Source organism: Angustibacter sp. Root456 (assembly GCF_001426435.1).
GTDB lineage: Bacteria > Actinomycetota > Actinomycetes > Actinomycetales > Angustibacteraceae > Angustibacter.
In genome coordinates, this window is sequence record NZ_LMER01000001.1 from 295,027 (window position 1) to 321,744 (window position 26,718).

The 26,718-nt window shown below is 74.3% G+C and carries 23 protein-coding genes; 10 read left to right on the forward strand and 13 right to left on the reverse strand.

Annotated features, from left to right (window positions below; genetic code table 11):
- Positions 1-66: 66 nt before the first annotated feature.
- Together ASD06_RS01410 and ASD06_RS01415 are read right to left on the reverse strand one after the other, a co-directional pair.
- Positions 67-1,368, reverse strand: coding sequence for an HD-GYP domain-containing protein (locus tag ASD06_RS01410; protein ID WP_056672211.1), 1,302 nt, complete (start codon positions 1,366-1,368; stop codon positions 67-69).
- Positions 1,365-2,852, reverse strand: a complete 1,488-nt coding sequence (locus ASD06_RS01415; RefSeq protein WP_056672213.1) for an HD-GYP domain-containing protein — start codon at positions 2,850-2,852, stop codon at positions 1,365-1,367. The genes ASD06_RS01410 and ASD06_RS01415 overlap by 4 nt, the downstream gene beginning before the upstream one ends.
- 398 nt (positions 2,853-3,250) lie before the next feature.
- Between ASD06_RS01415 and ASD06_RS19870 the strand changes: the two genes are divergently transcribed.
- The gene (locus ASD06_RS19870; protein ID WP_369853652.1) at positions 3,251-3,325 is read left to right on the forward strand and encodes a 50S ribosomal protein bL37; all 75 of its coding nucleotides are present in this window, start codon (positions 3,251-3,253) and stop codon (positions 3,323-3,325) included.
- 70 nt (positions 3,326-3,395) lie between these two features.
- Here the strand turns inward: ASD06_RS19870 and rsrA are convergent, their stop codons facing one another.
- The 4 genes from rsrA to ASD06_RS01435 all read right to left on the reverse strand — a co-directional run bounded on the left by rsrA (position 3,396) and on the right by ASD06_RS01435 (position 5,948).
- Positions 3,396-3,662, reverse strand: coding sequence for a mycothiol system anti-sigma-R factor (gene rsrA, locus ASD06_RS01420; protein ID WP_056672215.1), 267 nt, complete (start codon positions 3,660-3,662; stop codon positions 3,396-3,398).
- Complete coding sequence (locus ASD06_RS01425) at positions 3,659-4,306, reverse strand: sigma-70 family RNA polymerase sigma factor (RefSeq protein WP_056672217.1); 648 nt, start codon at positions 4,304-4,306, stop codon at positions 3,659-3,661. The genes rsrA and ASD06_RS01425 overlap by 4 nt, the downstream gene beginning before the upstream one ends.
- Positions 4,307-4,494: 188 nt before the next feature.
- A complete protein-coding gene (locus ASD06_RS01430) occupies positions 4,495-5,148 on the reverse strand; it encodes an alpha/beta family hydrolase (RefSeq protein ID WP_056672218.1) in 654 nt (217 codons plus the stop codon).
- Complete coding sequence (locus ASD06_RS01435; protein WP_056672221.1) at positions 5,145-5,948, reverse strand: SOS response-associated peptidase; 804 nt, start codon at positions 5,946-5,948, stop codon at positions 5,145-5,147. The genes ASD06_RS01430 and ASD06_RS01435 overlap by 4 nt, the downstream gene beginning before the upstream one ends.
- A 106-nt stretch (positions 5,949-6,054) precedes the next feature.
- Here ASD06_RS01435 and ASD06_RS01440 point away from each other — a divergent pair, with 106 nt between their 5' ends.
- From ASD06_RS01440 to rsgA, 3 genes are all read left to right on the forward strand, one after another.
- Complete coding sequence (locus tag ASD06_RS01440; RefSeq protein ID WP_056672223.1) at positions 6,055-6,606, forward strand: DoxX family protein; 552 nt, start codon at positions 6,055-6,057, stop codon at positions 6,604-6,606.
- Between the two features lie 87 nt (positions 6,607-6,693).
- Entirely contained in the window at positions 6,694-7,992 is a 1,299-nt protein-coding gene (gene aroA, locus ASD06_RS01445; RefSeq protein WP_056672225.1) for a 3-phosphoshikimate 1-carboxyvinyltransferase, read from the forward strand.
- A 7-nt stretch (positions 7,993-7,999) separates the two neighbouring features.
- Positions 8,000-9,067 carry a ribosome small subunit-dependent GTPase A gene (rsgA, locus tag ASD06_RS01450; RefSeq protein WP_056672226.1) on the forward strand — a complete coding sequence of 356 codons (1,068 nt, stop codon included), beginning with the start codon at positions 8,000-8,002 and terminating at the stop codon, positions 9,065-9,067.
- Between the two features lie 4 nt (positions 9,068-9,071).
- Here rsgA and ASD06_RS01455 read toward each other — a convergent pair whose 3' ends face one another.
- The gene (locus ASD06_RS01455) at positions 9,072-9,377 is read right to left on the reverse strand and encodes a DUF2087 domain-containing protein (protein WP_056672930.1); all 306 of its coding nucleotides are present in this window, start codon (positions 9,375-9,377) and stop codon (positions 9,072-9,074) included.
- Positions 9,378-9,422: 45 nt separating this feature from the next.
- Here ASD06_RS01455 and hisN point away from each other — a divergent pair, with 45 nt between their 5' ends.
- On the forward strand, positions 9,423-10,202 hold the full coding sequence (hisN, locus tag ASD06_RS01460) for a histidinol-phosphatase (protein ID WP_056672228.1): 780 nt from the start codon (positions 9,423-9,425) through the stop codon (positions 10,200-10,202).
- Positions 10,203-10,230: 28 nt separating this feature from the next.
- Here the strand turns inward: hisN and ASD06_RS01465 are convergent, their stop codons facing one another.
- Both ASD06_RS01465 and ASD06_RS01470 read right to left on the reverse strand, forming a co-directional pair.
- On the reverse strand, positions 10,231-11,472 hold the full coding sequence (locus ASD06_RS01465; RefSeq protein ID WP_235502170.1) for an MFS transporter: 1,242 nt from the start codon (positions 11,470-11,472) through the stop codon (positions 10,231-10,233).
- The gene (locus ASD06_RS01470; protein ID WP_200941783.1) at positions 11,469-11,987 is read right to left on the reverse strand and encodes a transcriptional regulator; all 519 of its coding nucleotides are present in this window, start codon (positions 11,985-11,987) and stop codon (positions 11,469-11,471) included. The genes ASD06_RS01465 and ASD06_RS01470 overlap by 4 nt, the downstream gene beginning before the upstream one ends.
- A 159-nt stretch (positions 11,988-12,146) precedes the next feature.
- Here ASD06_RS01470 and ASD06_RS01475 point away from each other — a divergent pair, with 159 nt between their 5' ends.
- The 4 genes from ASD06_RS01475 to ASD06_RS01490 all read left to right on the forward strand — a co-directional run bounded on the left by ASD06_RS01475 (position 12,147) and on the right by ASD06_RS01490 (position 16,827).
- Positions 12,147-13,712, forward strand: a complete 1,566-nt coding sequence (locus ASD06_RS01475) for a GGDEF domain-containing protein (protein ID WP_082537563.1) — start codon at positions 12,147-12,149, stop codon at positions 13,710-13,712.
- Entirely contained in the window at positions 13,709-14,335 is a 627-nt protein-coding gene (locus tag ASD06_RS01480; RefSeq protein WP_056672233.1) for a class I SAM-dependent methyltransferase, read from the forward strand. Before ASD06_RS01475 ends, ASD06_RS01480 begins: the two co-directional genes overlap by 4 nt.
- A 258-nt stretch (positions 14,336-14,593) precedes the next feature.
- On the forward strand, positions 14,594-15,352 hold the full coding sequence (locus tag ASD06_RS01485; protein WP_082537564.1) for a PadR family transcriptional regulator: 759 nt from the start codon (positions 14,594-14,596) through the stop codon (positions 15,350-15,352).
- Positions 15,328-16,827 (forward strand): DHA2 family efflux MFS transporter permease subunit, encoded by a 1,500-nt coding sequence (locus ASD06_RS01490; RefSeq protein WP_056672234.1) that lies wholly within the window; start codon positions 15,328-15,330, stop codon positions 16,825-16,827. The genes ASD06_RS01485 and ASD06_RS01490 overlap by 25 nt, the downstream gene beginning before the upstream one ends.
- Here ASD06_RS01490 and thpR read toward each other — a convergent pair.
- Entirely contained in the window at positions 16,824-17,435 is a 612-nt protein-coding gene (gene thpR / locus ASD06_RS01495) for an RNA 2',3'-cyclic phosphodiesterase (protein WP_056672236.1), read from the reverse strand. The genes ASD06_RS01490 and thpR overlap by 4 nt on opposite strands.
- 137 nt (positions 17,436-17,572) lie before the next feature.
- Here thpR and ASD06_RS01500 point away from each other — a divergent pair, with 137 nt between their 5' ends.
- Complete coding sequence (locus tag ASD06_RS01500; RefSeq protein WP_082537565.1) at positions 17,573-17,911, forward strand: WhiB family transcriptional regulator; 339 nt, start codon at positions 17,573-17,575, stop codon at positions 17,909-17,911.
- Between the two features lie 118 nt (positions 17,912-18,029).
- On the opposite strand, the gene recD is transcribed toward ASD06_RS01500, so the two are convergent.
- From recD to recC, 3 genes are read right to left on the reverse strand one after another with little or no spacing between them, the layout of a single operon-like run.
- On the reverse strand, positions 18,030-19,898 hold the full coding sequence (recD, locus tag ASD06_RS01505) for an exodeoxyribonuclease V subunit alpha (RefSeq protein ID WP_056672238.1): 1,869 nt from the start codon (positions 19,896-19,898) through the stop codon (positions 18,030-18,032).
- Complete coding sequence (locus tag ASD06_RS01510) at positions 19,888-23,286, reverse strand: UvrD-helicase domain-containing protein (protein ID WP_200941784.1); 3,399 nt, start codon at positions 23,284-23,286, stop codon at positions 19,888-19,890. Before ASD06_RS01510 ends, recD begins: the two co-directional genes overlap by 11 nt.
- A complete protein-coding gene (recC, locus tag ASD06_RS01515) occupies positions 23,283-26,678 on the reverse strand; it encodes an exodeoxyribonuclease V subunit gamma (protein ID WP_056672242.1) in 3,396 nt (1,131 codons plus the stop codon). Before recC ends, ASD06_RS01510 begins: the two co-directional genes overlap by 4 nt.
- Positions 26,679-26,718 lie beyond the last annotated feature (40 nt).

Consider the following 26,718-nt stretch of genomic DNA (forward strand, 5'->3'; position numbering starts at 1 on the left):
ATCGGCGCGGTCGCAGGTCGACTTGAGCCACCCGGGTGAACTCGTCCGGCGCAGTCGTCCGGGCCCTCAGTCCGCGTGCGTGACGGCGCGGGTGAGGGCCGACACCACCCGGGGGTCGTACTCGTACGCCAGGCCGAGGTGGATCCGCTCGAGAGCCTCGCGCCGCCGCGTCTCGCTGCTGCCGTCGCCGACGAGGTCGTCGTAGGCGTTCGCCGCCTTGATGATGCGGCTGGCGAGCGGCACGGCGACGTCGTCGGTCTGGTGGCGCCGACGGTACGGCTCGCTCTGCCGCTCGATGATCTGGGCGACGTCGTCGAGCACGCCCGTACGCCGCACGACCGCCGCGCCCAGGTCGGCGATCCGCTTCTGCTCCAGCGGCGCGGCCATCACGGTGGCCCCGCCAGGGATCGGCTCGGTGAGCGAGAGCTGGCCGATGTCGTGCAGCAGCGCGGCGTACTCGAGGTCGCGCAGGGAGCGCTCGGTGAGGCCGAGGTCACGGCCCATGGCGAGCGCCAGCGACGCCACCCGTCGCGAGTGGCCCGTCTCGGTGTATCCCCCGAGCTCGGTGACACGCGACAGCGAGCGGATGGTCTGGTGGTAGGTGGCCTGCACCATCGAGTACCGGCGGAACGCGAACTGCGTGAGCAGCAGGGGCGCCAGGAAGACGGGCACCGCCAGCAGGCCCATGGGTTCGGCGGCGAGCGCGATGAGGATGCCACTGGTGCCGATCGCGCTGCCGAGCCCTCCGGCCACCCGCAGCTCGTCGCGCAGCACTGAACGCAACCGGGCGTTCTCGTCGGCCGCCCGCATCACCGCCGCGAGCACGGCGTCGACCGTGATCGTGACGCCCGCCGCCACCAGCATGAGCAGCGCGAGCAGCCAGCGGTAGCCGTGCCAGCCACCTCCGGCCTCGGCCAGCGAGCCGTCGGCCGTGAGCGGGACGACGCGCCACAGCACCACGAGCAACGAGACGGCCAGGAACCGGTGCACGAGGCCGGCCAGGTCGGGGGCCCTGGAGGCCAGCAAGTGCGGCAGGATCCCCAGCAGGGTGGCGAAGGCGATCACCGCGATGACCGTGGCCGCGCGCATCGACGTCCCCGTGGTTCCGACGCGCGTGACGAGCGCGAACGCCACGGCGGCCGCCGTGCCGATGGGCGCGGCCTCGCGTTCGCCGGGCAGCCACACGCGCAGCGACTCCCCGAGGGCGATGGCGGCGCCGAACGCCAGCACCACCGGCAGCCCGGCCAGCCCGTGCTCGGTGACTCCTGCGGCCACCGAACCCACCGCACCCGCGGTGATCACGGCGGCGATGGCGGTGAAGGCGCCCGTGGTCGACAGCCGAGGCCGCGCGCCCGCCGGGGCCCTCACGGCTCGCTCCGTCCGGTGCCGTCGTCCACGGGATCGGCGGGCAGCTCGAGCGGCACGCGCCGCTCCTCGGCGAACGCCGGGTCGTCGTGGTCGCGCGAGTCGACCGGGCCGGCGCGCTCGTCGGCCCGCACGGCCCGAGCCACGCCGCCAGGGACGACGTCGACCTCCAGCTCGACGTCGAGGTCGACATCGAGGTCGAGGTCGTCGTCAGGGGTGGCAGCGGGCGTCCAGGTGGTGCGCTGGAGGCCTTCGGTGAGCGCAGCGACGAACTGCGGGTCGAACTGCGTGCCCCGGCAGTGGTCGAGCTCCTCCAGCGCCTCCTCGACCGACCGCGCCCGCCGGTACGACCGGGTGGACGTCATGGAGTCGAAGGCGTCGGCGACGGCGATGATCCGGGCGAACTCCGGGATGGCGCGGCCCACCAGACCCATGGGGTAACCGCGCCCGTCGAGTCGCTCGTGGTGGTGCAGGATCCCCTGGAACGCCTCGCCGAGAAAGGCGATCTCTCGCACCATCTCCAGGCCCCGCACCGGGTGGCGGGCGATGGTGGCGAACTCCTCGTCGGTGAGCGCCCCGGTCTTCTGCAGCACGCGAGTCGGGACGCCGAGCTTGCCGACGTCGTGCAGCATGCCCGCGAAGTGCAGCGTGGACGTGCGCTGCTGCGACAAGCCCACGGTGCGGGCGATGATCACCGACGCACGAGCCACGCGCTCGCTGTGGCCGCGGGTGTAGTGGTCCTTGGCCTCGACCGCCTGCACCAGCGCCGCGACCGTCCGCTCGTGGGCGGCGTGCTGCTCGGCGTACTGGGCGAACGCCCACCGAGCCACGAAGAGCGGCGCGAGCACGAGCACCGCGGACAGCGGACCCACCTCGGCGGACGACCACAGGACGACGAGCAGCAGGCCGAACAGGCCGTAGCCGACGTAGGCGATGCCCCCGCTGCGCAGGGTGCCGGTGAGCACCTCGCGGTACGGCACGCCCTCGGCGAGGCTCACGACGCCGGCCAGCACGATCGCGTTGACCAGGGCCATGACCACGTTCGCGAGGATCAGGGGCAGAGCCAGGTCGCTGACGATCGCGCCGGTGGTGTCGAGTCGGCTCGGGTCGGCCGTGCCGCCGATGGCGTAGTACGTGGCGCTCGCGCCCGCACCCATGAGCGCGAACAGGCTGACGTTCAGGAGCCAGACGCGGCGCTTGCTCGACCGGAACTCGAGCAGCCACGACGCGACACCGACGAGGATCGCTCCCGTGGGGCCCGCGAGCACGACCGCCGCCAGCTGCACGATCGAGCTCGTCGACAGGCCCGTGGTCGAGGTGAGGCGACGCACCCGGGAGTGGATGCTCACCGCGCACAGCAGCCCGAGGACGACGATCGACCACCAGTCGACGGGCGGGCGCCAACGCCAGGTCAGCACGAGCGCGACGCTCGCCAGCACCGCCGTCACCCCGACGTAGGCGCGGACGCGGCTCAGTGACCGGTCCATCTCACGCCCTCCGTCCTGGGACGAGAGCGCGCGGCACGGACCGGCGAGAGGTCAGGTCTCGTGCAGAGACCCGGGCGGTCAGCCCTCCCAGGTCCAGTGCGGCTGGGCGGAGAGGAACTTCTCGACAGCGGAGACGATCTTGCTCATGGGGACCACTCCTCAGCGGCGTACCGGACCCAGGGAGCGGAACACCCCGAGTCAGCCAGATCCCTACCGGAACGGGCTTACCGGACAAACTACAGGCCAGGGTGGGCACCGTAAAGACCTCGACGGCAGTCCATGTCGCGCGCTCTTCAGTTGTGCGCCACCGGACGGCGTCCGGCGGCCTGCAGTCGGATGGTAGACCCGCGTATGGGACCATGGTCCAGATCCCGATCCGACCGACTGAGGAGCGACGCATGAGCAAGCGCGCCCGCAAGCGCCGCAGCCGCAAGGGCAACGCCGCCAACCACGGCAAGAAGCCCAACGCCTGAGGCCCAGCCCGCTGACGACGAAGGCCCCTCCCGAGCACTCGGGCGGGGCCTTCGTCGTGTCGGCGCGAGCTCAGCCCTCGAGCTCGATCCGCACCATGGTGATCCGGGTGAGGATCTTGGTGCGCAGCTCCTGCGGCGCCGGCTCGCAGGCGCAGCTGCGTCGGATCAGCGCCTTGAGGGCCAGGTCGAGGTCGTACTGCTTCAGGCATGGCCCGCACTCATCGAGGTGCTGGCGGATCTTGGCGCAGTCGAGCTCTTCCAGCTCGTTGTCGAGGTACTCGTAGACGCGATCGAGCACCTCGGTGCAGTCGGTCTCGTGCGGGTTGCCGCAGCTCATGAGGCGCCTCCGCCGTCCGTGCCGGCGCCGACCAGGCCCCGCTCGCGGGCGTAGTCCTGCAGCAGCTCGCGCAGCTGGCGCCGTCCGCGGTGCAGCCGTGACATCACGGTGCCGATCGGCGTGCCCATGATCTCAGCGATCTCCTTGTAGGCAAAGCCCTCCACGTCGGCGTAGTAGACCGCCATGCGGAAGTCCTCGGGGATCTGCTGCAGCGCCTGCTTGACGTCGCTGTCGGGCAGGTGGTCGAGCGCCTCGGCCTCGGCCGACCGCAGGCCGGTGGAGGTGTGCGACTCGGCGCGGGCGAGCTGGTAGTCCTCGATCGTGTCGGTGTCGGACTGCTGCGGCTCGCGCTGCTTCTTGCGGTAGGTGTTGATGTAGGTGTTCGTCAGGATGCGGTAGAGCCACGCCTTGAGGTTCGTGCCGGGGCGGTACTGGTGGAAGGCGGCGAACGCCTTGGCGAACGTCTCCTGCACCAGGTCCTCGGCGTCGGCGGCATTGCGGGTCATGCGCAGCGCGGCGGAGTACAGCTGGTCGACGTACTGCAGCGCGTCGCGCTCGAAGCGCGCGGCCCGCTCAGCCTGCGACTCGGCCTCGGGGGCTCGGGTCGTCTCTTCGGTTCCGGCGGAGCCGGTGGTCTCAGTCATCGCCGTCCACGATATCGCCGTAGGGCGCATCGGCTCGTCGAGCACCCATCGGCGGGGCGGGGTTGAAGCGGTTGCCGGCGGGCGCGCGAGGGGGTGCGCGTCGACGGCTCGGTCCGGGACTGCGGTCAGCACGTCGTCTGAACGCGCCTGCCGAAGTGGTCATTCCGACCCACCTGGTGCGCATCGGGTCAGACGTTGGTCGAGTCGACCTCGCGCAGCAGCTGCAGCACGGCCGAGGTGATCGCATCAGGCTCGACCTTCAGGCCGTGGTCACCCTCGACCGCGACGACGCGGGCACCCGTGCGGGCGGCTTCGACCTCCTCGGGGGCGCCGAAGGGGTCGCGCCGCCCCTGCACCACGAGCACCGCCGCCGCGGAGGCGGCCTGCACCAGCTCGTCGGCTCGAGAGGGCGCGTCCGGCCGGCCGGGCGGCCGCAGCGGGAAGGCGAGCGCCACCACGGCGGTGGCGCCGACGGCCTGGGCGGTGCGACAGGCCACCCGCGCCCCCGCGCTGCGGCCGCCGGCCACCAGCGGCGCGGGCAGCGCCCCGCGGCCGGACCTCAGCGCGTCGACGACGGCCCGCCACGCGACGTCCAGCTTCGGTGGCGCCGTGGCGACCTTGCGACCGGCCACGCGCCACGGCTGCTCGACGAGCACCACGGCCCACCCGGCGGCGACGGCGGCCGTCGCCACCGCCTGCAGATCCGGCGCCGTGATCCCTCCCCCGGCACCGTGGCCGAGCACGAGCGTCCCGCGCGCGGACGGCGGCCTGCTGACGTGCGCACGCGCCAGACCCTCGGGTGTGGGCACGTCCACGACGCGGCGGCGCACGCGCGCGCTCATGCCTCGCGGTCGCCGATCAGCTCACCGGTCATGGGGTCGACGACGCCCACGAGCTCCTCGACCGGCGCCGGCTGCAGCAGCTCGGGCCCGGTGGCCCGGACGTCCCCCACGCGCCGCGAGACGGGGTAGGCCTCGAAGCGGCCGGGCGGCAGCGGCTCCAGCAGCGCCCGCACCGTGTCGGGGTCGTCGACCGCGGGATCGAGCCAGGCGTCCCATCGCTCGGGTGGGACGACGAACGGCATGCGGTCGTGCAGCCGGTCGAGCCCCGCCTCGGCCTCGGTCGTGATGATCGTGAAGGTGGTGCGCCAGGCGTCGGCGTCGTCGTCGGTGCGCTGCGGGTCGCGCCAGAACTCGTAGAGGCCGGCGAAGGCCAGGCGGCCACCACGCGCGAGGTGGGTGAAGAACGGCTGCTTGCGGGGCTTGCCCTTCGCGTCGCGCGCCGTGGGGCTGGTCTGCCACTCGTACCAGCCGTCGGCGGGCACCAGACACCGCCGCGCCAGGGCGGCGCGCTTGTAGGCGGGCTTGTCGAGCAGCGACTCGGCACGGGCGTTGATCATCCGGTTGCCCACCGAGGGGTCCTTGGCCCACGAGGGCACCAGCCCCCACGTCAGCACGCGCAGCTGGCGCACCGGCGGCGCCTCGCGGTCGTCGCGCGGCGCCCGCTCGAGCACCACGGGGCTGGGGTGCGTGGGCGCGACGTTGTAGTCGGCAGCGACCCCGCCGTGGGTCTCGTCGGCCTCGACCTCGAGCTCCTCGACGAGCTCGTCGGGGTTGGCACTGGCTGCATAGCGACCGCACATGCGAGCCAGCCTGCCAGGTCGGTCCGACAGGACGGATGTCGCTTCCCGGGTCGCGGGGTCGGCGGTGGGTCGGCAGGATGGGGGTAGCTGATCATCGGGAGGATCCATGTCCGTCGTTCGTCGTGTCGCTCGACCGCTGCTCGCCGCCATGTTCATCGACGGCGGCCTCGACCAGCTGCGTCACCCGGCCGCGAAGGTCGGTACGGTCGGCCCCCTCATCCACCAGTACGCGCCGAAGCTGGGCCTACCGGACGACCCGGAGATGCTCGTGCGCGCCAACGGCGCCACCATGGTGGGCGCCGGGACGCTGCTGGCCACCGGTCGCCTCCCCCGCCTCTCGGCGCTGACGCTCGCCGTCAGCCTGGTGCCCACGACCGCTGCCGCGCACCGCTTCTGGGAGGTCAAGGACGACCCCGACAAGCGCCGGGCGCAGCGACTGCACCTGATGAAGAACCTCAGCATGCTCGGTGGCCTGCTCATCGCGGCCGTCGACACCGGCGGCCGCCCCGGCCTGTCGTGGCGCGCGCACCACGCCGCCAAGGACGCGTCCCGCACCGCCAAGCACGCCCGCAAGGACGCTCGGCGAGCGGCCAAGGCGGCCCGTCGCGAGGCGCGCCTCGCCCGACACCAGGTCACCGACACGCTGCCGTTCGACTGATCCAGGGGGCAGCGCGCCATCACTCGGGCCCGACCACGAGGCGGTCGGGTTCGACGTCCGGCGGGCGGGTTGGCGAGACTGTGCACCATGACTGACGTCGAGGTCCGCGAGGACTGGATCGCCCCCGTCGCTCGCGGCCCGGTGGACGCGCGGGTCGTGGTGCCCGGCAGCAAGTCGCTCACCAACCGGCTGCTCGTGCTCGCCGCCCTCGCGGATGGGCCGAGCCGACTGCGCCGCCCGCTGCGCTCGCGCGACACCACGCTCATGGCGCGGTCGCTGCAGCAGCTCGGGGCCGAGGTGAGCGACGACGGCGACGACTGGCTCGTGACGCCCGGGCCGCTGCACGGCGGGATCGAGGTCGACGCCGGCCTCGCGGGCACCGTCATGCGCTTCCTGCCTGCCGTGGCCGCACTGGCCGACGGCGACGTGCGCATCGACGGCGACCCGCGGGCCCGCCAGCGGCCGATGGCTCCAGTGCTCGACGCCCTGCGCGCCCTCGGTGTCGACGTCGACGACGAGGGCCGGGGGGCCCTGCCGTTCACGGTGCGGGGTCGGGGCGTGGTGCCCGGCGGCGACGTGACGATCGACGCGTCGGCGTCCAGCCAGTTCGTCTCCGGCCTGCTGCTCGCCGCCGCCCGCTTCGAGCGGGGCGTCACGGTGCACCACGACGGCAAGCCCGTGCCGAGCCAGCCGCACATCGCGATGACCGTCGAGGTGCTGCGCGACCGCGGCGTCGTCGTCGACGACAGCGAGGCCAACACGTGGCGGGTGCTGCCGGGCGACATCGGTGCCTTCGACCTGGAGGTCGAGCCCGACCTGTCGACCGCCGCGCCGTTTCTCGCCGCAGCCCTCGTCACCGGCGGCCGGGTGCACGTCCCCGGGTGGCCGATGCAGACCACCCAAGCCGGTGACGGCCTGCGTGACATCCTCGACGCCATGGGCGCCGACGTCACCCTCGACCACGCCGGCCTCACCGTCGTCGGCGACGGGGCCGTCGAGGGCGTCGACGTCGACCTGCACGACGTCGGCGAGCTGACTCCGGTGGTGGCCGCGCTGGCCGCTGTCGCGCACTCGCCGTCGTGGTTGCGGGGCGTCGCCCACCTGCGCGGCCACGAGTCCGATCGCCTGGCAGCGCTGGCCACTGAGATCAACGCGCTCGGCGGTGACGTCGTCGAGACCGACGACGGCCTGCGGATCACGCCGAAGCCTTTGCACGGCGGGAGCTTCGCCACCTACGACGACCACCGGATGGCGATGGCGGGAGCGGTGATCGGCCTGGCGGTCGACGGCGTGGTCGTCGAGAACGTCGGCACCACGGCGAAGACGTTGCCGAACTTCACCCAGCACTGGGACGCGATGCTCGGCCTCGACGAGCCGGCGTCGTGAGCGGTCGATGAGCCGCCGCCGAACGCACGAGTACGACGAGAGCGACGTCCGCGTCCGGCCGTCCAGGCGAGGCACCAGACCGCGCACCAAGGAACGGCCCCGCCACGAGGACGCCGAGACCGGCCTCGTCGTGGGTGTCGACCGGGGCCGGTACACGACGTTGGTCACCACGGACGGCGCGCACGGAACGGGCGGCGATCACGGTGCGGACGGCGAGCGCACCGTGATCGCGATGAAGGCGCGCGAGCTGGGGCGCAAGGGCATCGTCATCGGTGACGAGGTCGCCCTGGTCGGCGACACGAGCGGCGAGCCCGACAGCCTGGCGCGCATCGTGCGCGTCGAGCCGCGCCGCTCGGTGCTGCGGCGCACCGCTGACGACACCGATCCCTACGAGCGCGTCATCGTCGCCAACGCCGACCAGATGGTGGTCGTCACGGCGCTCGCCGAGCCCGAGCCACGGCCGCGCATGGTCGACCGTTGCCTCGTGGCGGCGTACGACGCCGGCCTGCAGCCGCTGCTGGTGCTCACCAAGGCCGACCTGGCCGACCCCGCGTCGTTCGTCGGCAGCTACGCGCCGCTCGACGTGCCGTACGTCGTGACGCACCGCGAGCCGGACGGCACCATCGTCGGTCTCGACGCGGTGCGGGAACGGTTGCGCGGCAGGCGAAGTGTGTTCATCGGACACTCCGGGGTCGGCAAGTCGACGCTCGTCAACGCGCTCGTGCCGGACGCCGACCGGTCCGTCGGCCACGTGAACGAGGTGACCGGTCGAGGCCGCCACACGTCGACGTCGGCCGTCGCGCTCCGGCTGCCCGGACGCGAGGGCTGGGTGATCGACACGCCGGGCGTGCGCTCGTTCGGGCTGGCGCACATCGACCTCGCGCGGATCATCAACGCCTTCCCTGACCTCGAGCCCGGCACGGCGGGCTGCCCGCGCGGCTGCACCCACGACGAACCGGACTGCGCGCTCGACGAGTGGGTCGAGCAGGGGCACGCCGGGCCGGCCGGTCGCTCGCGCCTGGACTCGCTGCGCCGGGTGCTGCGGGCCCGCTCGGGCACCGAGACCTCGGACTGAGGTCTCAGTCGTCGAACAGCACCGTCCCGCCGGTGCGCCAGTAGACGCCGTGCTCGCGCGACAGGAAGCCCTCGTCGACGAGGTAGCGCCGCAACGCGGCCACGTCGTCGTGGAACGCGCGCAGCAGCGCGTTGACCTCCAGCTCGGAGTACCGCTCCCCCACCTCGAACACCTGCACGATGCGGTCGAGCACGACGAGGCGCTTGGCGCGGCGGGCGGGGATGCGCCGCAGCCGGCCGTCGTCGTCGACGAACGCCCGCAGCACCGCCTGCTGCTCGCGCGGGAGCCCGTCGTGGGGAGTCGCAGCCATGTCGACCACCGTAACCACCGGGGCCCGTCACGGTAGGTTGCGGACGTGCCCTCCTACGACGACGACCTCCGCCTGGCGCACGTGATCGCCGACCAGGTCGACGGGCTCACCATGGACCGCTTCCGCGCGGGCGACCTCGAGGTCGACACCAAGCCCGACCTCACGCCGGTCTCCGACGCCGACGTCCGCGCCGAGGAGCTCGTGCGCTCGCAGCTCAAGCGCACCCGGCCACGCGACGCGGTGGTCGGCGAGGAGCTCGAGACCACCGGCCACGGCCAGCGGCGCTGGGTGATCGACCCGATCGACGGCACCAAGAACTTCGTGCGCGGCGTCCCGGTGTGGGCGACCCTCATCGCGCTCGTCGACGACGGCGAGCCCGTGGTGGGTCTGGTGTCGGCGCCGGCCCTGCAGCGCCGCTGGTGGGCCGCCACCGGGTCGGGCGCCTGGACCGGACGCAGCCTGTCGCAGGCCACGCGCATCAGCGTCTCGCGCGTCCCGTCGGTGCGGGACGCCTCGCTGTCGTACTCGAGCCTGGGGGGCTGGGAGCAGCTCGACCGGCTCGAGCCGTTCCTGGACCTGACCCGTCTGTGCTGGCGTACGCGCGCGTACGGCGACTTCTGGTCGTACATGCTCGTCGCCGAGGGGGCCGTCGACATCGCCTGCGAGCCCGAGCTCGCCGTGCACGACATGGCCGCGCTCGTGCCGATCGTCACCGAGGCAGGCGGGCGCTTCACCAGCCTGGACGGCGAACCTGGGCCCTGGGGAGGCAACGCCGTCGCCACCAACGGGCTGCTGCACGACGAGGTGCTCGCCGTCCTGCGCTAGCGGTGGCTCCGGTGGCCCCGCGCCAGGCTCAGCCCGCGTGCACGTCGACCCGTGCCAGCGACCGCACGCTGCGGCTGCACAGCGCCGCCCCCACCGCGACGAGCACCACCGCAGCGCAGCCGATCAGCGTCGGCTCGAGGCCCAGCCGGCTCGCGAGGGGGCCTACGGCCACCTCACCCAGAGGGATCGCGACGAACGACCCCACCGCGTCGTAGGAGTACACACGCGCCAGCCGGTCGGGCGGGACGTGCTGCTGCAACGAGACGTCCCAGGCGATGCCGAACTGCTCGAGGGCGAATCCGGCGAGGAACATCGTTGCCGCGACCACGGCCCAGCTCGGCGAGACGCCGAGCGCCAGCAGGGGCAGCGCCCAGGTGAGCCCCAGGGCGGTGCCCCACCGCAGGGCGTACCGCGGCTGCCAGCGCAGCGCGATCAGGCCGCCGACCACCATGCCGACCGTGCCGACCGCGAGCGCCAGACCCCAGCCGCGGCGTCCGAACGAGGCGTCGGCGACCGCCGGGCCGAGCACCACGACGCCCCCGGTGTAGGCCGCGTTCCCCGCCATGGCCATCAGCACGACGACCCACACCCACTGCCGGCTGACGAACTCGCCCCATCCCTCGCGCAGCTGAGCCAAGGTGCTCGTGGACTCCTCCGCCACCCGCGGCACGTCGGGGACGCGGATCATCGCGAAGCAGACGGCAGAGACCGCGAACGTCGCGGCGTCCACGGCGATGCCCCAGCCCGGGCCGACCGCGGCCACGAGCGCACCGCCGATCGCAGCGCCGCCGACGGTCGCGCTGTTGATGGCCAGCCGCAGCACGGCGTTGGCCTGGCGCACCACGGCCGCAGGCACCGTCTGCGGCGTCAGCGCCGCGGACGCCGGGAAGGCCATGGCCGCGACAGCGCCGTTGACGGCGCTGAGCAGCATGAGCAGCCCGACGGTGGCCGTGCCGGTGAGCACCAGGGCCGCCACTGCGGCCTGGGTGATCGCGGCCGCGACCGCCGAGCCGCGAAGCACCATGGCCCGCGGCAGACGGTCGGCGACGACGCCTCCGAAGAGCAGCAGCGCGACGTTCGTCGCCGACCGCGCGCCGACGACCAGGCCCAGATCGCTCACCGAGCCCGTGAGGTCGAGGACGGCGAAGGCGAGCGCCACGGGGGCGATCGCGTTGCCGAGGAAGTTGGCGAACCGTCCACCCAGCAGCCAGCGGAAGTCCCTGTGCCGCAACGGTGCTAGTGCACCGGGCGGCTCCACCGAAGTGGTCACGGCGCCTCCTGCCTCATGGCGAACAGCGAGACGGTGGCGCTCGTGCGCACGGTGCCCTGCTCGCGGGGCGGCCGCGCTGCCGCGTGCAGGTCGGTCATGGCCGCGGTGACCCGGTCGCAGACGTCGCGCCAGACCTCCGGTGGCACCCACAGCTCGGCGTCCGCCATGGGCGCCGGGACGCGGGGCTGCCGCAGCGCGGTGCGCCGCTGGAGCTCCGTGGCGAGCGCCGCTGCCAGCAGGACGTGGTCGCCGTCGCCCGCGCCGGCCAGGGGCTGGTCGGTGGTCGCCACGTGGCGGTAGCGGCGAGCGCGCCCCCCGCGCACGCTCACCTCCTCGACGACGTCGAGCAGGCCTGCGGCGTGCAGCTGGCGGAGGTGGTAGCTGGCGTTGGCCTGCGTGCCACCGAGCTCACGGGCCACTTCGGCGGCGCTGAGGGCGGTGCCGGTGAGCAGCGACAGCATGCGCAGGCGCAACGGGTGCGCCAGCGCACGCAGCCCTTCGGTCTGGTCGTCCACGCCGGCAGTCTGGTGCCCGAGATGCTGACCGTCAAACAGGTATTTGGAGGTCATGGGCAGGGGACGAATACGAACAACTCACCACCTACGGGCGCCACGCCGACCGTGAATGTGCGGTGAGGGCTCGGGTCCGCGTCGCGGACGGCCGATGATGGGGGCATGACGTTGTCCGCGACCGCTGCGCGAGTGATGAGCCTCGCGCAGGACGGCCACACCGACGACGCCATCGCCTTGTCGCAGTCGGCCTTGGAGGGCGCTGCCACGTCGCCCGCCCTCGAGCAGGCCGGCCTCTGGTACGCCATCGCGGTCACCGAGCACGTCCGCGGTGACGGGTCGGCGCAGATCGCCGCGGCCGACCGGTGCCTGGAGCTCGCCGAGGCGGCCGCTGAGCCCGGCTGGGCGGCCAACGCGCTGTCGATGCGCGCGATGGCCCAGGCCCGCTCGGGCGCCGTCGAGGGTGCCCTGATCGACCTGGCCCGCAGCGAGGTCGCCCTCGCCGCCTGTGACGACCTCGCCTTGCGCAACTGGGCCCACACGGGGCTCGGCTACTGCTACCTGGAGCTGCGGCTCTACGAGCTGGCTCAGCCGCACTTCGAGGCCGCAGTGCGCATACCCGCCAGCCCGATCCCGCTCGTCGAGGCCACCACCATCGACCTGATGAACCTCGCCGAGATGTACCTGCGGTGGGCCGACGAGCTCGAGCGCGTCGACCCGGCGCACGCCGACGTCGTCCAGCACCGCACGGTCGGCCACCAGCACGCTGCGGCCGCGGTCGCGGAGGCTCGGCGCGTGGGCGCCGCGAGCTTCGAGGCCAGCTGCGAGGCGATGGAGCTGTGCTCTCGACCACTCACCGACGCCACTGCCTCGCTCGAGGAACTTCGCACGGCGCTGGCCAGCCCTCTGCACCGCGCGCACCAGGGCGGGCGGGCATCGGTCGGCACCGCGTTGGCGCGCGTGCTGTGGGAGCTGGGCGATCGCTCGGAGGCCCTCGACGTCGCCCACGAGGCGGCCCGCGACTCCGAGGTGGCCGGTGACTGGCAGGTCGCCGCCAGCGCCCGGTGGCTCCTCGTCGAGCTGGAGGCCGCCGCCGACGTCCCCGGCGCCACTGCCGGACGCGCCTACGGGCAGCTGCTCTCCCGAGTGCTGTGGCAACAACGGTTGAGCACCCTCCAGGGTGCCCGCGCGGCACTGGACGTCGAGCGCCTGCGCCGCGACAACGAGATCGCCGTGCGGGCCGCCGCGGAGGACCCGCTCACCGGCGTCGGCAACCGTCGCGCCCTCACCGAGGCGCTGCACGCCGCCGAGGTGGGCGCCCAGGTAGAGGTCGGCCGGGCACCGACGAGCCTGCTGCTCATCGACCTCGACGCCTTCAAGGCGATCAACGACCGGCACGGTCACGTGGTCGGCGACGAGGTGCTGCGGGCTGTCGCCGTGGCCCTGCGGTCGGTAGCGCGGGCCCATGACACGGTCGTGCGGCTCGGCGGCGACGAGTTCGTCGTGCTCGCCGCCGGTGCGGACGCCGCAGCCGGCCAGCTGCTCGCCGAGCGGGCGACGCGCGCCATCGCGGCGATCCGCATCGACTCGCCCGCCGGCCCGCTGTCGCTGCGCGCGAGCGTGGGCGTGGCGACCACTGCCGACGGCGTCGAGGTCGGCGACCTGCTCGAGCGCGCGGACGCCGCGATGTACGCGGTGAAGGGCCGCGCGTCCCAGAGACGGGGCGCGTGAGCTTCGACCACCCGCGGTTCGCGCAGCGGTACACCGAGCTCGCCCAGCACGCGGAGCAGCGTGGGCAGGCCGAGGTGCGCCGTGAGCTGGTGGCGTCGGCGCACGGCGTGGTCATCGAGGTGGGGGCCGGGCACGGCCTGACGTTCGCGCACTACCCGCCGGCGGTCCGCGGGGTCGTGGCCGTCGAGCCGGAGTCGACGCTGCGAGTCCACGCGCACCAGGCCTCAGCGCAGGCGCCGGTGCCGGTCGCGGTCGTGGCCGGCGACGCGCAGCACCTGCCCCTGGCCACCGGCAGCGTCGACGTCGTCGTCTTCTCGCTCGTGCTCTGCTCGGTGCGCGACCCTGGGGTGGCCTTCGCCGAGGCGGTGCGCGTGCTGCGCCCCGGCGGCTCGGTGCTGGTGTACGAGCACGTCCGGTCGCAGCGGCTGGTGGTGGGTGCGCTGGAGCGGCTCGTGACGCCGATGTGGTCGCGGTTGGCCGCCGGGTGCCACCTCGACCGCGACCCGCTCGCGACGGCGACCGCCGCAGGGCTCAGCGTCGAGGAGGCGCGCCGCTTCGGCTTCTCCCCCGGCCCTGGCCTGCCCCGCGTCTCGCACGTCCTCGCCCGAGCCCGCCGTCAGTAGCGTCGCCGCCACGCGCTGACGGAGCCCTGTCGCTGCCCCCTCCTCGCTCGTGATCATGCACGCCAGCGCACCGGCATCGCCGGAATCCTCGGCATCCAAACCCCCGGCGTCCCGCCGTCTGGCGCGGGGGCACCCCGTTGCACTGTGATGCGAGCTGGGTGCCCCCGTTGCCATCGAGAGCTGGAGTGATCCTCCCCAGGGGTGCGCTGGCGTGCATGATCACGGGCGGGGAGAGGGCGGAGAGGTGCGCTGGCGTGCATGATCACGGGCGGGGAGAGCGGGTCGGTGGACGTCGGTGGACGTCGGGGGGTCGGGGACGCGGGACGCCCGACGCCGGACGCCGAGCCGTCGCCGTCATTCCGCGTCGGGCGACGGCGCGCTAATATTCCTCCCGGAATATTCGGGCAGGTGTACTCCGCCTGGAGCATCGAGGAGGTCGGCGTGGCCGGTGCCCTGACGCCGCTGGCGGTGTCGGTCCTCGCCCTGCTCGCCGAGCGGGCCATGCACCCGTACGAGATGTACCAGCTCCTGCTCGACCGCCACGAGGACGAGCTGGTGAAGGTCCGGCCCGGCTCGCTCTACCACACGGTCGAGCGCCTGGACGGCCTCGGCCACGTGCGCGCCTGCGGCACCGAGCGATCGGGCAACCGGCCCGAGCGCACGACCTACGAGATCACCTCGACCGGCCGGGCCGCCTTGCGCTGGCGGCTGCTGGAGATGCTGAACGCCCCGGTCAACGAGTACCCCGAGTTCCCGGTCGCGCTCAGCGAGTCCCACAACCTGCCAGCCGACCAGGTCGTCAACCAGCTCACCGACCGCGTCCACGCGCTCGAGGGCGAGATCGACCGGCTCACCGACTTCATCGACCAGGCACGCGCCGACGACGTCCCCGAGACCTACTGGTGCGCAGCCGACTACCTGCGCGCCGTCCAGCGCGCCGAACGCGACTGGATCGCCACCCTCATCCACCGACTCGAGCACCAGGAGCTGGCATGGCCACACCACAGCAAGAGCTGAACCCCTGGCCGGCGCTGTGGGCGCTCGTGCTCGGGTTCTTCATGATCCTCGTCGACTCCACGATCGTGTCGGTGGCAACGCCCGCGATCATGAGCGGCCTGCACGCCGACGTCAACGCCGTCGTCTGGGTCACGAGCGCCTACCTGCTCGCCTACGCGGTGCCGCTGCTCGTCACCGGCCGGTTGGGTGACCGCATCGGCCCGAAGCACCTCTACCTCACCGGGCTCACCGTGTTCACCCTCGCCTCGCTGTGGTGCGGGCTCACCGGCACGATCGGTCAGCTCATCGTGGCGCGGGTCTTCCAGGGCTTGGGCGCCGCCATGATGACGCCGCAGACCATGGCCGTCATCACCCGGACGTTCCCCGCCCACCAGCGTGGGCAGGCCATGTCGCTGTGGGGTGCCGTGGCCGGCGTGGCGACGCTCGTCGGACCCATCCTCGGCGGGGTGCTCGTCGACGGGCTCGGCTGGGAGTGGATCTTCTTCATCAACGTGCCGGTCGGTGTCGTCGGCTTCGTGCTGGCCTGGCGCCTCGTGCCGACTCTGGAGACGCACGCCCACCGGTTCGACCTGCTCGGGGTGGCGCTCAGCGCCGTCGGCATGTTCCTCATCGTCTTCGGCATCCAGGAGGGCGAGTCCTACCACTGGGGCACGATCACCGGCCCGATCTCCGTGTGGCGCCTGATCATCGCCGGCGTCGTCGTCGTGGCCCTCTTCCTGTGGTGGCAGGCGAAGCAACGCGGTGAGCCGCTGCTGCCCCTGGGCCTGTTCGCCGACCGCAACTTCTCCCTCGCCAACGTGGCCATCACGGCGATCGGGTTCACCATCACGGCGATGGCGTTCCCGCTCATGCTGTACGCGCAGCTGGTGAAGGGGCTCAGCCCCACGCGCTCGGCGCTGCTGCTCGTGCCGATGGCCGTGCTCTCCGGCGTGCTGGCGCCGTTCGTCGGGCGCCTCACCGACCGCGTGCACCCCCGCTACGTGGCCGGCGTCGGGCTGCTCGCTCTGCCGGTGTCACTGGTGTGGCTCAGCCTCACCATGACGCCGGACGTCGCGATCTGGCGTCTGCTGCTGCCGATCTCGCTGCTGGGCGTCGCGAACGGCTTCATGTGGGCACCGGTCGGTTCCACCGCCACCCGCAACCTGCCGATGCGGCAGGCCGGTGCGGGCGCCGGCGTCTACAACACGACCCGGCAGGTCGGTGCGGTGCTCGGCAGCGCGGCCATCGCCGCCCTCATGCTGTCGCGGCTCATGGCTGAGCTGCCAGGTGGCGCAGGAGGCCGCACGGGCGCCTTGTCGCCGGGCACGCACCTCCCGCCCGCGCTGCGCGACGGTTTCGCCTCGGCGATGGCGCAGTCGCTGCTGCTGCCCGCAGCCGTGTCGGTGATCGGCCTGGTCGCGGTGCTCCTGTTCGCCGCACCTGGCCACCTCCGGCGGGAGTCACCCGCTGTGGTCGAGCCGGCGACGGCCGGCTAGTCGCTCGCGCCGGTGCTCGCACCGGCACTCTCACCGGCGAAGGGCAGGGTGGCGACGACCTCGTAGCGGGGTCGTCGCCGCGGCCCCTCGCCCAGGTGCGATGCGATCAGGTGCAGCTCGTCGATGGCCCACAACGGGCCGGCGTAGGTGTCGAGGAGCCGCACCCAACGCACCACCGGCATCGGTCGGGACGTGCGCGCGAGCGTGACGTGCGGGTGGAACCGCGCGCCGTCCGGCGGTGCCCCGGCCCTGCTCGCCGCGGCGCGGACCGAGTCCGACAGCCGGTGCAGCGTGCCGCCGTGCTCGCCGACGTCGACCCCCGTGAAGAGCACCTTCGCGCGGTCGCTGTGCGGGAAGGCGCCGCCGCCACGCAGAGCGGCCACGAACGCCGTACGTCGGCGCGCCGCGCGGGCCAGCCGGTCGACGAGGTCGTCGAGGCAGCGGTCGGGCACCTGCGCGAGGAAGGCCAGCGTGACGTGCCACTGCTCGGACGCCGACCAGCGCAGGTCGCGATCGGCCGCTCGCCGCGGCTCCAGGAACTCCTCGAGGTCCTCGATCGCCTCCCGCGACGGCGTGAGCGCCACGAACATCCGCTGCCCGGCCGCCATACCCCCATGGTGACCCACGCGCCCCGCAAGCCGCAGGAAGCCGCCGGCCGCAGGAATAGGGAATTCTCCTCAGGCGCGCGGGTACCTCAGACGATCAGGCTCGACGCACCGAGCCGACCTGCCAGGAGCCACGCAGCATGGTGAACCACTCCGCCACCCGCCCCCGTCATCTCGCCACCGCGACGATCACCACCACCCAGACTGTCACCACCACCCAGACCATCACCGTCACGCCGACCACGACCGTGCCCTGCCGTGACCGCGGCGGTGAGCTGTGGTTCGCCGACGAACCGGCGGATCTGGAGCTGGCCAAGGCGCTGTGCGGCGGCTGCCCGCTGCGGGCCGGCTGCCTGGCCGGTGCGCTCGAGCGGCGCGAGCCGTGGGGCGTCTGGGGTGGGGAGCTGTTCGCCCGCGGGGTGGTCGTCGCGCGCAAACGGCCGCGCGGCCGCCCGCGCAAGGACGCCGCCGCAGCCTGAGTGCGATCCGTCGCCCACGGTGACCACTTCGACCGTGCTGACCGTGCTGACCGTGCTGACCACGCGGCTGACCGCTGCGCCCGGCGGCGGCTGCGTCTGGCTGCCGGAGCCCGCGGTGTCAGGGTTCGCGCAACCCGCTGGCCCGGCGCACCGGCCGCTCGACGGCGGCCCGCACAGCCGCCGCGGTGCCGACCACCCGCAAATGGTGCCGGGCGCGGGTGACCGCGGTGTACAGCAGCTCGCGGGTCAGCAGTGGTGAAGTGGCCGGCGGCAGCAGCACGCTGACCCGGGCGAACTGGCTGCCCTGCCCACGGTGCACCGTCATGGCGTAGACGGTCTCCACCGCGGGCAGTCGGTGCGGCCGCACGAGCAGGGGGCTGCCAGCGTCACCGAACGCCGCCACCACCGCCTCGCCGTCAGCCACCACGACGCCGGTGTCGCCGTTGTACAGGCCACTGTCGCGGTCGTTGGCGGTCACCAGCAGGGGTCGGCCGGCGAACCACGGCCCGCGCGCGGCGTCGGGCCGACCCGACGCGTCGTCGACCCACTCCTGCACCACCGGCGCCCAGTGCGCGACGCCCGCCGCGCCACGCCGGTGCGCCAGCAGCAGCCGGTGGTCGTCGAGGGCGGTCAAGGCAGCCGCCACGTCACCGCCCCGAGCCGCGTGGACGAGATCGCGCCCGGCGCGCTGGACGTCGGCCCGCAGGCCCGCGAGCTCGGCGTCGCTGGGCGAGTCGGCAGCGGTCTGCACGAAGTCGATCGCCGCTCCCCCGGCCCGCAGCAGGTCGAGCACGTCGTCGGCGCGCCCCTCGCGCACTGCCGCCGCGAGCGCACCGATGTCCTCGCCGTGCCGGTGGACCTGCTCGAGCCGCACGACGCCGGCGCGCAGCGCGTCGACCGCGTCCGGTGCCTCCGGCAGGTCCGCCGCGACCGCGGCGGCGAGCCGCTCGGGCAGCCGGCTGGTGGGCGCGGCACGCGCGACGAGGTCACCGAGCACCGCCCCGGCCTCGACCGACGCCAGCTGGTCGGGGTCACCGACCAGCAGGACGCGGGCCTGCGGCCGCACCGCCTCCAGCAGCCGTGCCATGAGCGGCAACGAGACCATCGACGTCTCGTCCACCACGACCAGGTCGTGCGGCAGGTGATGGCTCGCGTCGTGCCGAAAGCGCGTCGACGACCCCGGCCGCCACCCCAGCAGTCGGTGAACCGTGCTGGCGCCCACGTCACCCACGAGGCGGCGGTCCGCGTCGTCGAGGCGACCCAGCTCGTGCCGCACCGCCTCCTGCAGCCGCGCGGCCGCCTTGCCGGTAGGCGCGGCGAGCGCGATGCGCAGCTGGCCGCCGCTCACCGCCTGCAGCGTGGCGAGCACCCGCGCCACCGTGGTGGTCTTGCCCGTGCCGGGGCCACCCGTGAGCACGGTGAACCGGCTGAGTGCGGTGGCGGCGGCGGCGAGGCGCTGCCGGCTGTCACCCGGCGCCGGGAACAGCCGCTGGAGCACGGTGGCGAGCACGTGCGGGCTGACCTCGACGTCGTCGGCGGCGAGGCGCGCGTCGACCTGCCGGCGCACCCGCTGCTCGTCCCGCCAGTAGCGGTCGAGGTACAACCGCCCGTCGATCAGCCGCGCCGGGCGGTCAGCGGCACCGCCGACACCGGCCGCCACGAGCGGGCTCGCCCGCACGGCCTCGAGCCAGGGCCCCGGGTCGGGCCAGCGCAGGTCGGCCGGGTCGACCACGACGGTCTCGTCGTCGACGTCGGTCGCGACCAGCGACGCCGCGTCGTCGAGCCGGACGCACACCGAACCCGTGCGGGCGCCGCGCACCGCCAGCGCCACGGCGAGCACGACGCGCTCGTCGTCCTCACGGGTCAGCCGGGCGAGCCGGGTGGCGACGTGCACATCAGCGCTCGACAGCACACCTGCGGCGTTGAACGTCGCCAGCAGCGCGCTCGCGTGCACGGCTCGCCGCGCGTCGAAGGCGTCAGCGGTCATGGTCGCCTCCCCGCCTGTCGATGCCCTGACGGTCGACACCGTCCAGCAGTGCCGACAGCTCGACCACCGCCGGAGCGGGAGGGCGCCAGGCCAGCACGCCCGCGGGCACGCCGTCGACTCGCGGGGTGTCGGGTCCGCACATGCCGCGCACGAACAGGTAGAGCCCACCGCCGAGGTGGTGCTGCGGGTCGTAGCCCCGCTGTCGCCAGCGCAGGTACCGGTGCAGGGCCACGCTGTAGAGCAGCAGCTGCAGCGGGTAGTGGGCGCGCGTCATCGCCTCGACCAGCGCCTGGGGCCGGTAGTGCCAGGTGGTGAGCGGCTCGTCCGGCGGCGCCAACCGGTTGGTCTTGTAGTCGACGACGAGGTACCGGGGCTCGCCGTCGGCGTCGCGCACGCGCAGCACGGCGTCGAGGCTGCCCGTGAGGTAGCCGCGCACGCGGCCCGACAGCGCGCCGATCTCGGCCAGGCGGGTCGGGTAGTCGGCGAAGACGTCGTCGGCCGGTAGGTGGTCGGCGAGCACGCGCGCAACGGCACCCAAGGTGAAACCGGCGTGGGCCGGCCGGTCGCCACCGGCGAGCGGCAGCTCGAACTCCAGCTCGGCCAGCCGGTCGGCCGGTGCCACGTCGGCCAGGCACAGGCCTGCGGCCGGTGGGCCCAGCGGGGTGCGCAGCACCGGTTCGAGCGCGCCGGCGAGCCCCGCGAGGTCGACGCCGGGCACTCGGGCGGTACCCGCTGCGGCGCAGGCGCGTTCGAGCTCGACGCGCAGGTCGGGCGCGGCGGTGTCGACGTGCTCCAGCACCTCGTGCACCAGCGTGCCGAAAGCGGCGCCGGCCGGGAAGTCGGCGAGCGCAGGCGTCAGGTGGCCGCACTCCGCCGAGTGCGACCCCGGCGCGGGGTGAGCCGCCGAGGCGCTGACGGCGTGCTCGTCCTGCGTACCCGTCACCTCTGGCTCGCTCGCCACCGCGGCCTCGGCGGCCTCGACGGCCAGGTCGTGAGCCGCTGCGGTGAGCGCGGTGTACGAGGTGCGCCGCCAGGTGAGGTCGAGGTGGCGGGTGAAGGCGCCGACAGCCAGCTCACCCCGCTCGACGGCGGCAGGCGACCAGCGCACGGCCTCGGGCAGCGTCTGCACCGTCTCGACCGCCACCGTGCCCCCTGATCGGGCCGCCAGGTCGTGCAGGCGGCCAGCGATCGTGTCGTCCGTCGCGGTCGGCACGGACGCTGGCGGCTGCTGGCCGGGGGCGAAGTCGCCGAGGAGCACGCGGCTGAGCGGGCCGCCGGCCGAGGTGGACGACGGCACGTACCAGGCCACCACCTGCGAGCGCGCGCGGGTCAGCGCGACGTAGAGCAGCCGCAGGTCCTCGCCCCGCTCCTCGTCGAGGTGCCGCTCGCGGGCCGCGGCGTAGCCCGGGTCGTCCGGGCCGCCGACGTGGATCGTGCGGCGCCCGTCGTCGTCGTGGTAGCGCAGAGTCTGCGGCGTCCGCGACTCGAAGCGGTCCCAGCCGAAGGGGACGTAGACGACCGGGAACTCCAGGCCCTTGCTGGCGTGCACCGTGACCACCTGCACGGCCGCCGCGTCGGTCTCGAGCCGGCGCGAGCGGTCTTCCGCGTAGTCCTCGCCGGCCTCGGTGATGCGCCGGCGCAGCCAGTCGGTGAGCGCCGACACCCCGAGCCGCTCGCGCACGGCAACCACCTGCAGCGCCTGCCCGACGTGCCGCACGTCGGTGAGTGCCCGCTCGCCGCCGCGCGTGCGCAGCAGCCGCTCGGCGACGCCGCCGGCGGCCACCGACTCGACGAGCGCGGCGACGCCGCCCTCGGTGACGACGCGTGACCACGTGCGCACCTGGTCGCTGAGGTCGTCGCGCTCGGCGTCACTCGCCTGCGCCAGCCGCTGGGCGTCCCAGCCGACGAAGGGCGTGAGGGCCAAGGCCGCGGCGCGCCCGGCGTGCGTCGGCTGCTCCAGCGCCGAGAGCAGCGTCAGCCAGTCCGCGGCGGCCGCAGTGGCGAAGACGCTGGACAGGCCGGACACCACGGCCGGCACACCCATCGACGCCAGCTCGTCCCGCACCGCGGTCGCGTCCGCGTTGCGACGCGTCAGCACCGCGACGTCGGCCGGGAGCAACGGGCGCCAGCCGTCGCCGTCGCGCAGCCGCGTGGACTGCAGCTGGCGGACGATGTCGACGGCGACATCGCGCACCACGAGCTCGCGCGCGGGACCCACCCGCGGCAGGCCCTTGCCCCGGCTGCCGAGCGCGCCGCGGCTGACCTGACGCAGGCGCAGCGGCGGGCCGCCGTCGAGCCGGCGCCCGGTGTGGGCGGCCTCGACCGGGCGGACGAGGATCTCGTCGTCGCCCAGCGCCGCACCGCGCAGGAGGTGGTCGAGCCCGCGCAGCAGCGGCTCGTCGCTGCGCCAGCTGCGCCCCAGCGTCGCCGTGGTGTCAGCCACCCGCCGCGCCGAGAGGTACGCGACGACGTCGCCGCCCCGAAAGGCGTAGATCGCCTGCTTCGGGTCGCCGATCAGCACCAGCGTGCGGTGAGTGTGGAAGGCCGCGCGCAGGATGTCCCACTGGGCCGGGTCGGTGTCCTGGAACTCGTCGACGAGGACGACGCGGTACCGCGACCGCACGCGCTCGGCCGCCACCGGCCCGTGGACCGGATGCAGCAGGGCATCGCGCAGCAGGAGCACGAGGTCGTCGTAGTCGTGCACGCGTCGCACGCGCTTGCGGTGCTCGACCTCGCGCCGGGCCGCGCCGGCGAAGGCCACCCGGTGACCTGGCACGGTGTGCGGGTCGAGCGTCCGCGGCTCGAGCACGGCGAGCGGGTCACTGACCGCGTCCCGCGCGGCGCGGCGTGCCTCGGCGGGGGTGAGCGTCGGCTGCGCCGCGGCGGCGTACCGCTGGAGGTAGAGGTCGTCGACCACCTCGTCGACGAGGTCGGCGATGTCGGGCACCAGCACGGCCCCGGCGTCGTGGTCGCCGGTGACCCCGAGCGAGGCCAGCATCTGCTGGCAGAACCCGTGGGTCGTGGCGATCGTCGCGGCGTCGAACTGCGCCAGCGCGCGGGTGAGCCGGCCCCGGCGGCGATCGAGCTCGGCGTCGTCGACCGCTGCCAGGTGGCGCACGACGTCGTCCGCGCTCGCGCGGGCACCCGGTGCCCGCAGCAGCCGCTCGGCGCTGACCATCCGCTCGCGCACGCGGTCGCGCAGCTCGGACGTCGCCGCCCGCCCGAACGTCACCAGCAGCAGCTGCGACAGCTCGGCCACGCCCTCGGCCACGAAGCGCGTCGCGAGCGCGGCGATCGTGAACGTCTTGCCGGTGCCTGCACTCGCCTCGAGCACGGTCGTCCCCGACGGCAGCGGGCCGCACACGTCGAACACCTGCGGCGCGCTCACAGCGAGCCCGTCGTCTCGTGATCGAGCAACGGCTGCCACACCCGCCGGGCCAGGACACCGAGGCGGGTGGTCTCCTGCGGCCACCAGCGCCGCTCGTCGGCCTCCGGCTCGCCGGCCAGGACGTCGAACCGGCAGTCCCGTCCCCAGCACAGGTCGCGGTACTCGTCGCCGAAGCGCAGCTCGGCGGCCCACTGCTGCTGGGCGGTCTCGGCGGCCTGCACGACCTGGTTGCCGGCGTGCCGCGCCGCGGCGTAGGCGAACGCCGTGTCGACCGGCAGCGGCAAGGGTGCGCGCTCGGCCCGCTCGCGCAGGCGCACGAGCTCCTCGAGGCGCTGCTCGGCGACGGCGGGCGGCGGGGCGACGAGCTCGGCCGCCAGAGCCCCGGGGCGCGTGCCCTGCGGTCGTCCGACGGTGAGCGCGCGCCACGGCCGGTCGGGCCGGCTCACCACCAGAGCCAGCAGCTGCACCCACGCGCGCAGCCGGTGCTTGGGGCCGAGCCGGGAGTAGACGGTGCGCACGAGAAGGTCGCCGTGAACGCCCGACACGGTGCCGCCGACGGCCAGACCGGACGGCAGCTCAGCCCACACGTCGACCGCGGTGGCCGGCTCGTGCACCCGAGCCAGCGCCGCGCCGGCGATCGGCGTCACCCGGTCGACCAGGTCGGTGAGCGCTGCGCGCCCCAGCTCGGCCGGCGGGACGTCGCCGCGCCGCCACTCCGCGGCCACCGCTCGGTCGCGGTCGACCCCGGCCAGGCACGCGGCGAGCAGCCGGTCACCCACCTGCCAGGCATCGAGTGGCCCGAGCTCCAGCGGCACGCGGTCATCGACGTCGTCGACCTCCCCGGCCAGCGAGACCCCCAGTCGCCGGCGCAGGAACCAGCGCGCCGGGTGCTCGAACGCCTCGACGAGGTCGTCGAGGTCGACGTGCGCCGGTCGGGGCTGCTTCGGCAGCGGGCGGGTCACCAGCAGCCGGTCATCGAGCCCCTCGTCGCGCTCCCCCCGGCCGGCGAGCGCCGCGCCGTACGAGCGGCGGTCCCAGCTGAAGGGTCCTGGCCGCTGCAGGGCTCCCGGCGTGAAGTTGCGCTCGTCCACGACCTGGAGCGGGTGGCGCACCAGCACCTGACGGCGCGTGGCGGCGGGGTCGGCGGCGACCGCTTGCTCCACGGCGTCGAGGAGCTCGCTCACCGGCACCGCGGGCGGCCGCACGGCGCCTGTGCGCTCGTCGGCGCCGGAGTAGACGATCACCAAGTGCTCTGCGGCGCTGGCGACGGCGTCGAGGAAGAGCTGGCGGTCCTCGCTGCGCCGGTCGCGCTCCCCCAGGCACGGGTCGCGCAGCAGCACGTCGTCGCCGTCCACGCTGGCCGAGCGCGGGAACGCGCCGTCGTCGAGGCCGAGCAGGCACACCACCCGGTGGGGGACGGCTCGCATCGGCTCGAGCGAGCAGACGGTGAGCGCACCGGTGCGAAAGCCGGCCCGCGTGGGCCGGCCGGCGAGCCCGTCGGCCAGCAGCGCCCGGACGTCGGGCAGCCGCAGCGGTGCGCCGGCCCGCGCGACGGCCGCCGCCTGCCGGACGTCGGCGAGCACCTGCCGGGCCTGCACGAGCTGCCAGCTGTGGGCGGGTGCGGTGTCGGCGAGCTGGTCGAGCGCGGTGTCGAGCTGGTCGAGCCACTGCTCGACCGGCGCGCTGCGGTCGAGGCCGCGCAGCACGCCGGAGAGCCGGTCGAGCAGCTCGGCGACGCGGCCGGCGAGGTCGATGTCGGTGCTGTCGACATCGTCGAGGGGCAGCGCGGAGCCGACGAACCGGGCGTCCTCGTCGGCCATGGCGACGCCGAGCAGGAGCCGGTCGAGGGCGGTGTCCCAGGTGCCCTGGCGCAGCGCACCGAGCCCGAACCGCGCCCGCCGGGCGGCGTCCTCGCCCCAGTGGACGCCGGCCGCCACCGACCACTCGCGCAGGCGGTCGAGCGCGTCGTCGTCGAACCGGAACCGGCGGCGGACGGGCTCGGTGGCCGCCAGGTCGAGCAGCTGCGAGGCGGTGACGCGGCTATCGGCCAGGTCGAGCAGCGTGCTCACGAGTTCGAGGACGGGGTTGGTGAGGCGCATCGAGCGGTCGGCGAGGCGCACCCGCAGCTGCTGGCCAGGGTGCAGGTCGCCGGGCACCGGCTGGGCGCCTGCCGACTCCCCGGCCAGGCCGAACGTCGCGGCCAGCAGGGGGGCGAACGCCTCGACGTCCGGACACATCACCACCACGTCGCGCGGCTCGAGCGTCGGGTCGTCGGCGAAGAGCCCGACGAGCACCTCGCGCAGCACCTCGACCTGCCGCGCCCGGCCGTGACAGGCGTGCACCTGCACGCTGTGGTCACCGGGCACGAGCGGCTGGGTGGCGGCAGTGGCGTCGTCGTCGCGCACGCGGCGCTGCAGCGCGCCGAGCACGGTGTCCGGCCGATGCGGCGCCGGGTGGTGGTGGTCGGACGCCGGCCCGAGCGCCGCCAGCCGCAGCTGCAGCTCGGTGACGTCGCGCGCCATCGACGCCAGCAGCGGCTGGCGCGCCGGTGAGGTGAGCGCGCGGCGGCGCGGCGACGGCGCGGCGAGCCCGGCCACGGCGCGCCACAGGGCGGGCGAGGGGTGCACCAGCCACAGGTGCACGTCACGGTGGACGCTCAGCGCCTGCAGGACGGCGAGCTGGTCGGCGGCCAGCCGCGTCGGCCCGAACACCGACAGCCGCGAGGGCAGGTCGAGCACCGCCGGATCGTCGACCAGCCGCTGCACCGCCAGCGGCAGGCGCTCGGCCGGGCTCGGCACCCCGACGCGCTCGCGCAGGACCCGCCACAGCCTCGGCTGCCAGGCCAGGTCGCGTGGCACCGGCTGCGCTGCACCATCCACCACCGTGCCGTCGTCGTCGCGGCCCTGCGCCCACGCCTGCACCATCGACGGGCGCTGCCGGGCGTACTCGCTGAACAGGCGGGCCAGGTGCCGCACGACGACGAGGCGCCGCCCCTGCCGCAGCTCGTCGTCGCTGCCCGCCCCGAGGTGGCGCCCCAGCACGGCGCACCAGGGCTCACCGGCGCACTCGTCGACCACCTGCAGCAACGGCCAGGTCAGCGCCGAGGTGCGCCAGGGGTCGTCGTCCGCCTCCAGGCCGACCGCGGCCGCGAGCGCCTCGCGCACGAGCCGGGCGGGCGAGCCGAAAGACACGTTCGCGCACACTCCGGCCTCGCCCGGGGATGGCGCCGCGCCCAGGTGGTGCGACAGCCGCTGGGCGAGCCAGCGCTCGACGCCCCGGGTGGGCACCGCCACGACGTCCGGTGTGAACGGGTCGTCCGGCGGATCGGCGAGGACGTCCGCCAGGGCGCCGACGAGCGCGTCCGCGCGCTCGCTGCGGTGCAGGTGCAGCACTCGGCCCCCTCGGGTTCGGTCGTCGCGAGGAGCCTATGAC